This is a genomic window from Streptomyces sp. NPDC048018, assembly GCF_043202995.1.
In the GTDB taxonomy this organism is placed as follows: Bacteria; Actinomycetota; Actinomycetes; order Streptomycetales; family Streptomycetaceae; genus Streptomyces.
Window position 1 is genome coordinate 43,628 of the sequence record NZ_JBIDBK010000017.1, and the last position, 6,431, is coordinate 50,058.

General features: G+C 73.5%; 4 protein-coding genes. 3 read left to right on the forward strand and 1 reads right to left on the reverse strand.

Going from position 1 to position 6,431, the window contains the following annotated elements; translation table 11 throughout:
• The first annotated feature begins 5 nt into the window (after nucleotides 1-5).
• From ACGF1Z_RS34390 to thiO, 3 genes are all read left to right on the forward strand, one after another.
• Nucleotides 6-596, forward strand: a complete 591-nt coding sequence (locus ACGF1Z_RS34390; RefSeq protein ID WP_393010388.1) for an FcoT family thioesterase — start codon at nucleotides 6-8, stop codon at nucleotides 594-596.
• 67 nt (nucleotides 597-663) lie between these two features.
• Complete coding sequence (locus ACGF1Z_RS34395) at nucleotides 664-2,940, forward strand: type I polyketide synthase (protein ID WP_393010390.1); 2,277 nt, start codon at nucleotides 664-666, stop codon at nucleotides 2,938-2,940.
• Between the two features lie 92 nt (nucleotides 2,941-3,032).
• A complete protein-coding gene (gene thiO / locus ACGF1Z_RS34400; RefSeq protein WP_393010392.1) occupies nucleotides 3,033-4,160 on the forward strand; it encodes a glycine oxidase ThiO in 1,128 nt (375 codons plus the stop codon).
• 78 nt (nucleotides 4,161-4,238) lie between these two features.
• On the opposite strand, the gene ACGF1Z_RS34405 is transcribed toward thiO, so the two are convergent.
• Nucleotides 4,239-6,431 (reverse strand): acyltransferase domain-containing protein (locus tag ACGF1Z_RS34405; RefSeq protein WP_393010394.1); only part of this gene is annotated, 2,193 nt, incomplete at its 5' end.

Consider the following 6,431-nt stretch of genomic DNA (forward strand, 5'->3'; position numbering starts at 1 on the left):
GAGTCATGACGACCCTCGTGCCGCGCACCGCGGAGCGCGCCGACAGCCCCACGGCCCGCCGCCTGCCCACCGACGAAGCACTCCTCCACCGGGTGCTCACCCCCTACCGCGCCAAGCGGTGCGAGTACCTCAAGACCGCCGACGTGATCGTCGACGGCAACCCGAACGACGGCGGCCGGCTCGCGGCCGACTGCACCTTCGAGATCCCCGAGTCGTGCTACATCGACGACACCGGGCACTTCAACTCCGTCGAGTTCAACATCTGCTACAACCAGATGGCCTACTACCTCATCGCCAAGTCCGTGCAGGACGCCCTCACCGAACCGTTCAACCAGTGGGGCATGGACGACTTCTGGCACCGGCAGCTCGGCGACATCCTCATCACCGACTTCTCCAGCTCCTTCCGCGTGCCCATGCGCGGCCGGTTCTTCCAGGGCTCGATGGAGATCCTCGACATCGTCGCGTGGGACGCCAACGACATCCGCGACGCCCTCGTCGTCGTCAAGACCTCCTGCCGCTACTACGACGAGCACGGCGGCGACTCCAAGGGCAACGTCACCGCGGCGATCACCAACCCGCCGCCCCTGCAGGGCTGATCCCCGGCACCGCTCCGGCACCGACTCGCACGGCACCCCCGGGTCCCCCATGCCACGAAGGAAGCCCATGACCGTCCCCGATCCCCGCCCCGGCGGCACCGCCGCCACCGGCCACCGGTGCGCGCACCCCGGGCACGGCACCGAGCCCGCCGACACCGCCCCGACCGCGGCACCGCAGCCCTGGCCACCCGCCGACAGCGCACCCGTCGACATTCCCGACCTCTACGAACGCCTCACCGCCCGCGGCATGGACTACGGCCCCGCCTTCCGCCTCCTCCGCGCCGCCTGGCGCCACGGCACCGAGGTGTACGCCGAAGTCCCGCTCGACGACCCGGCCCCGCCCGCCACCGGCCTCCTCATGCACCCGGCGCTGCTCGACGCCGCACTCCACGCGGCGAGCATCCCCTTCCTCGACCGGGACGACGACGCCACCTACCTGCCCTTCGCCTGGCGGGGCGTCCGCGTGCACCGCCCCGGCGCCACCACCCTGCGCATCCGCATCACCCCCACCGAGGGCGACAACCTCGCCCTGACCGCCACCGACACCGACGACCGGCCGGTCCTGTGCGCCCGTTCCCTCATGGTGCGTCCCGTCAGCCGCGAACAGCTGCGCGGCAACGGCGCCTCCGGCGTCCTCCTGCGCCCCGAATGGCGGCCCCTCACCGAACTGCCCGCCCGCCCCGCGGCCGACGAACCCTGGGCCTTCCTCGGCACCGACCACCTCGGCATCACCGGCGAACTCAAGGCCACCGGCAAGCCCTTCGAGTACTACAGCTCGCTCCCCACCATGGACACGGCCCTGCGCCGGGGCGCCCCCGTGCCCTCCGTCGTCCTCGTCAGCTGCGCCGACGGCACCGACACCGCCGACGACGCACGCGCCGAGGCCCAGCGCTGCCTCGCCCTCGTCCAGGAATGGCTCACCGACGACCGCCTCGCCGACTCCCGCCTCGTCTTCGTCACCCAGCAGGCCCAGGCCTGCGAACCCGGCGAGACCCTCACCAGCCTCGCCGCCTCCGTCGTCTGGGGACTCGTCCGCAGCAGCCAGGCCGAACAGCCCGGCCGCTTCGCACTCGTCGACATCGACGAGGCCGACGGTTCACGCCGCGCCCTCGTGTCCGCCGTCTCCGCCCTCACCGGCCCCGACGCCGTCCACCCCCAAATGGCCGTCCGCCGCGGCAGCCTGCTGCGCCTGCGCCTGCAGCGCTCCCGCCCCGACGACACCGCACGCCCCCGCCGTACCGAACGCGCCCACGGCACCGTCGTCCTGACCGGCGGCACCGGCGCCCTCGGCGGCGTCCTCGCCCGCCACCTCGTCGAACGCCACCACGTCGAGCGTCTGCTGCTGCTCAGCCGCTCCGGCCCGGACGCCCCCGCCGCCCGCCGCCTCGTCGCGGAACTCGGCGCACTCGGCGCCCACGCCACCGTCGCGGCCTGCGACGTCGCCGACGCCGACGCGCTCACCCAGGTGCTCGCCGGCCTCCCCGCCGAGCATCCCGTGACCACCCTGATCCACGCCGCGGGCGTCACCGACGACGGCGCCGTCGGCACCATGACACCACGCCGCCTCGCCCGGGTCATGCGCCCCAAGGTCGACGCCGCGCTCGCCCTGCACCAGGTCGTACAGACCCTGCCCGCCGCCTGCGAACTCGTCCTCTTCTCCTCGGTGAGCGGCATCGTCGGCGGCGCCGGACAGGCCAACTACGCCGCCGCCAACACCTTCGTCGACGCCCTCGCCCAGCACCGCCGCTCCCACGGCCTGCACGCCGTCTCCCTCGCCTGGGGACTGTGGGACGAGGCCGGCATGGGCGAACAGCTCGCCGCCGCCGACCTCAGACGCATGGAGCGGGCCGGCATCTCCGCCCTGCGCGTGTCCGACGGACTCGCCCTCTTCGACACGGCCCTCGGCCGTGACGACGCCGTCCTCGTCCCCGTCCACCTGCACGAACCCGCCCTGCGCGAGCACTCCCCGCAGATCCCCGACGTCTTCCGCGACCTGTGCCCGCCCCGACGCCACGACCCCGCGCGCCCCACCCGGCCGGCCACCCGGGTCGACGCCGGCGAACTGCGCCGCACCCTCGCCGCCCTCCCCGAGGCGGACCGCACCGACGCCCTCCAGCAGCTCATCCGCACCGAGGTCGCCGGGGTCCTCGCCCTCACCGGACCCGACGCCGTCGAACCCGGCGCCGAGTTCTCCGCCATCGGCTTCGACTCCCTGACCACCGTGGACCTCAACCGCCGGCTGGCCGCCCTGACCGGCCTGCGGCTGCCCGCCACGCTCCTGTTCGACCACCGCACCCCGGCCGCCCTGGCCGCCCACCTGCTGCGGCTCACCCAGCAGGACTGACCGCTCCGCCCCGGCGGAGCAGACCGAATGCTCCGTCGCGCGGCGCCCGGGCCTCCTCCGCTCCGCGCCCCGCGCGGAGCGGAGGAGGACCCATGCGCGTCATCATCGTCGGCGGCGGCGTCATCGGCCTGGCGACCGCCTGGCGCTGTGCCCAACGCGGCACCGACGTCACCGTCGTCGACCCCGAGCCCGGCGGCAAGGCGTCGGGCGTCGCCGCCGGACTGCTCCCGCCCTCCGGCGACATGCTCCTCGGACGGCCCGAGTTCGCCCGGCTCGTCCTGCACTCCCGCGCCCTCTACCCCTCGTTCGCCGCCGAGCTCGCCCACGCCGCCGGGACGCCCGTCGGATACCTGCGCAACGGCATCCTCGACATCGCCTACGACGCCCGGGCCGCCGAAGGCCTCCACCGCCTGCGGAAGATGGCCGACGACGCCGGCGTCCGCTACGAGATGCTCACCCCGGACGACTGCCGCCGCCTCGAACCCCACCTCGCCGGCGACGCGCACACCGGCATGCTGTCGCCCGACGACGGCTCCGTCGACCCCCGCTCCCTCACCCGCGCCCTCACCGCCGCCCTCCGGCACGCGGGCGGCCGGCTCGTCCGCGAACCCGCCACGGAGCTCCTCCTCGACACCCGCACCCCGGCGGTCCGGCTCGGCGACGGCACCGTCCTGCGCGCCGACCGGCTCGTCCTCGCCGCGGGCCCCTGGACCCACCTGCTGCCCGGCCTCCCCGAAGGACTGGTTCCCGAGATCAAGCCCTACAAGGGACAGGTGATACGCCTGCGCGGCGACACGCCCCTCCACCACACCGTCCGATGCGGCTACGAGGACCGCGCCGTCTACATCGCCCCGCGCGCCGACGGCGAACTCGCCGTCGGCGCCACGTACGAGGATGCCGGCTACGACGAGCTGGTACGCGCGGAGGGCGTCGCGGACCTCCTCGACCGCGTACGCCGGGTCCTGCCCGCCGCCTCCACCATGCACTTCGCCGGCGCTGCCGCGGCCCTGCGCCCGGGGTCACCCGACGGCCGGCCGATCCTCGGCCCCACCTCGCGCGACGACGTCCTGCTGGCCACCGGTCACCACCGCGTCGGCGTCCAGCTGACCCCGGCCACCGCCGAGGCGATGGCCGAGGCCGTCGTCACGGGCCGACTCCCCGAGATCGCCCGCCCGTTCGCCGCCACCAGGTTCGCGGACACCACCCCCACGCCGGTCTGACGCGCTCGGCCCGACACGAGAGGCCCGGCCCCCTGGAGGCGAATTCCAGGGGCCGGGCCTCCGCGTTGCCGGCGGGTGTCAGACGGTGGCCAGGGTGCCGGTGGCGTTCCTGGTCCACGCCTCGTCGTCGGTGTCGCGACTGTAGATCGTGATCGGTCGACGTCCGGAGTCGTCGACCGGACCGGCCAGGAGGTGCAGCACCTTCTCCCGGTCGGCGGAGAGGGCCACCGGCACCTGGAAGAGCAGCTCCTCCACCTCCTCGCAGCCCGTTCGCAGACCGGCGTGGAGCGCCAGCTCCAGGAGGGCCGTGCCGGGCAGGAGCACCGTGCCGGCGATGGTGTGGTCCGCCAGCCAGGGGTGGGCGGTCGTGTCCAGGGTGGTCGTGAACAGGTGCGTGCCGTCCGGCAGTTCGGTGGCCGTGGCCAGGAGCGGGTGCTCGGTGGCACTGAGACCGAGGTGCCGGGCCGACGCCTGCGGCTGGGGAGAGAGCCAGAGGCGGGTGCGGGTGAAGGGGTACGTGGGGAGCAGGACGGGGGGTGCGCCGTCGGACGGGGAGGTGACCCGGGCCAGGCCGCGGCGGGTGGTGGTGTGAAGGGTCGCCAGTGCGCCGTCGAACACCTCCGTCTGTTCGGCGCGCGGGTTCTGGGTGGCGATGCAGGCGACGGTGTCGTCTGTGTTGTCGGCGAGGGTGGTTCGGGTGAGGTGGGTGAGGGTGGTGTCGGGTCCGATTTCGAGGTAGGTGGTGACGCCGAGTGTGGCGAGGGTGGTGATGCCGTGGTGGTAGTGGACGGCGGTGCGGGCTTGGGCGGCCCAGTGGTGGGGGTCGGTGAGCTGTTCGGTGGTGGCGATCTGACCGGTGGTGTTGGTGACGATGGGGATGGCGGGAGCGTGGTGGGTGAGGTTCTGGGCGGTGGTGGTGAGTTGGGGGAGGAGGGGGTCGAGGTGGCGTGAGTGGAAGGCGCCGGAGACGGTGAGGGGTCGGTGGGTGATTCCGGCGGTGTCGAGGTCTTGGGTGAGGGTGGTGAGGGCGTGGTGGGTGCCGGCGAGGGTGGTGTGTCGGGGTGAGTTGTGTCCGGCGATGTCGATCTCGGGGTGGCGGTCGAGCACGGCGTGGAGTTCGGTGGCGGATGCGGTGACGCTGAGCATGCCGGTGTCGGTGGGGAGTTGTTGCATGAGGTGGGCGCGGGTGGTGACGAGGGTGATGGCGTCGTCGAGGGAGAGGGTGCCGGCGACGTGGGCTGCGGTGACTTCGCCGATGGAGTGGCCCATGAGGTAGTCGGGTGCCAGTCCGCGTTCGGTGAGGTAGGTGAAGAGCGCGGTTTCGAAGGCGAAGAGGGCCGGCTGGGTGTAGCGGGTGTGGTGGAGGAGAGCGGCGAGTTCGGTGTGGGGTGCTGCCCACATGACGTCGATCAGCGGGTGGTCGAGGTGGTGGTCGAAGCGTCCGGCGATGTCGGTGAGGAGTTCCCCGAACCGGGGGTGAGTCTCGGCGAGGTCGCGTCCCATGCCGGGGTATTGGGCGCCTTGTCCGGTGAAGAGGACGGCGAGTTTGCCGTCGTGGGCGTGTCCGGTGGTGAGGCCCGGGTGGGCTTGCCCGGTGGCCAGGGCGCGTGCCTGGGTGAGGAGTTCGTGGCGGTCGGCTCCGTGCAGGACCGCGCGGTAGGGGTGCTGGTGTCGCCGGGCGAGTGAGTCGCCGATGGCACCCGCGGTCACCTCGGGATGAGCGGTGGCGTGGTCGGTCAGACGCCCCGCTGCACGCGCGAGTTCGTCCTCCGTCCGCGCCGAGAGGTACCAGGTGACGCGGCCGGACTCGGGCCGGGGCTCGGGCGCAGGGTGGTCGGCCGGGCGGTGGGTGAGCGCGGCCGGCGGCTCTTCGAGGATGACGTGGGCGTTGGTGCCGCTGATGCCGAAGGAGGACACGGCGGCCCGGCGGGGCGCGTCGGTGCGGGGCCAGGGCCGGGCGTGCGTGATCAGCCTGAGCGGGGTGTCGTCCCAGTCGATGTGGCGCGTCGGGTCGTCGGCGTGCAGGGTGGCCGGCAGCTGCCGGTGGTGCAGCGCCTGGATCATCTTGATGATGCCGCCGACGCCGGCCGCGGCCTGGGTGTGGCCGATGTTGCTCTTGAGGCTGCCGAGCCACAGGGGCCGGTCGCCGGGGCGGTCGGATCCGTACGCCTCGTGCAGGGCTTGTGCCTCGATGGGGTCGCCGAGGGTGGTTCCGGTGCCGTGGGCTTCGATGATGTCGATGTCGTTGGGGTGGAGGTTGGCGTTGGTGAG

Bases quoted from the DNA above. Each gene is read 5' to 3' on its own strand.
- ACGF1Z_RS34390 (WP_393010388.1), top strand. From the start codon at position 6: ATGACGACCCTCGTGCCGCGCACCGCGGAGCGCGCCGACAGCCCCACG.
- ACGF1Z_RS34395 (WP_393010390.1), top strand. From the start codon at position 664: ATGACCGTCCCCGATCCCCGCCCCGGCGGCACCGCCGCCACCGGCCAC.
- thiO (WP_393010392.1), top strand. From the start codon at position 3,033: ATGCGCGTCATCATCGTCGGCGGCGGCGTCATCGGCCTGGCGACCGCC.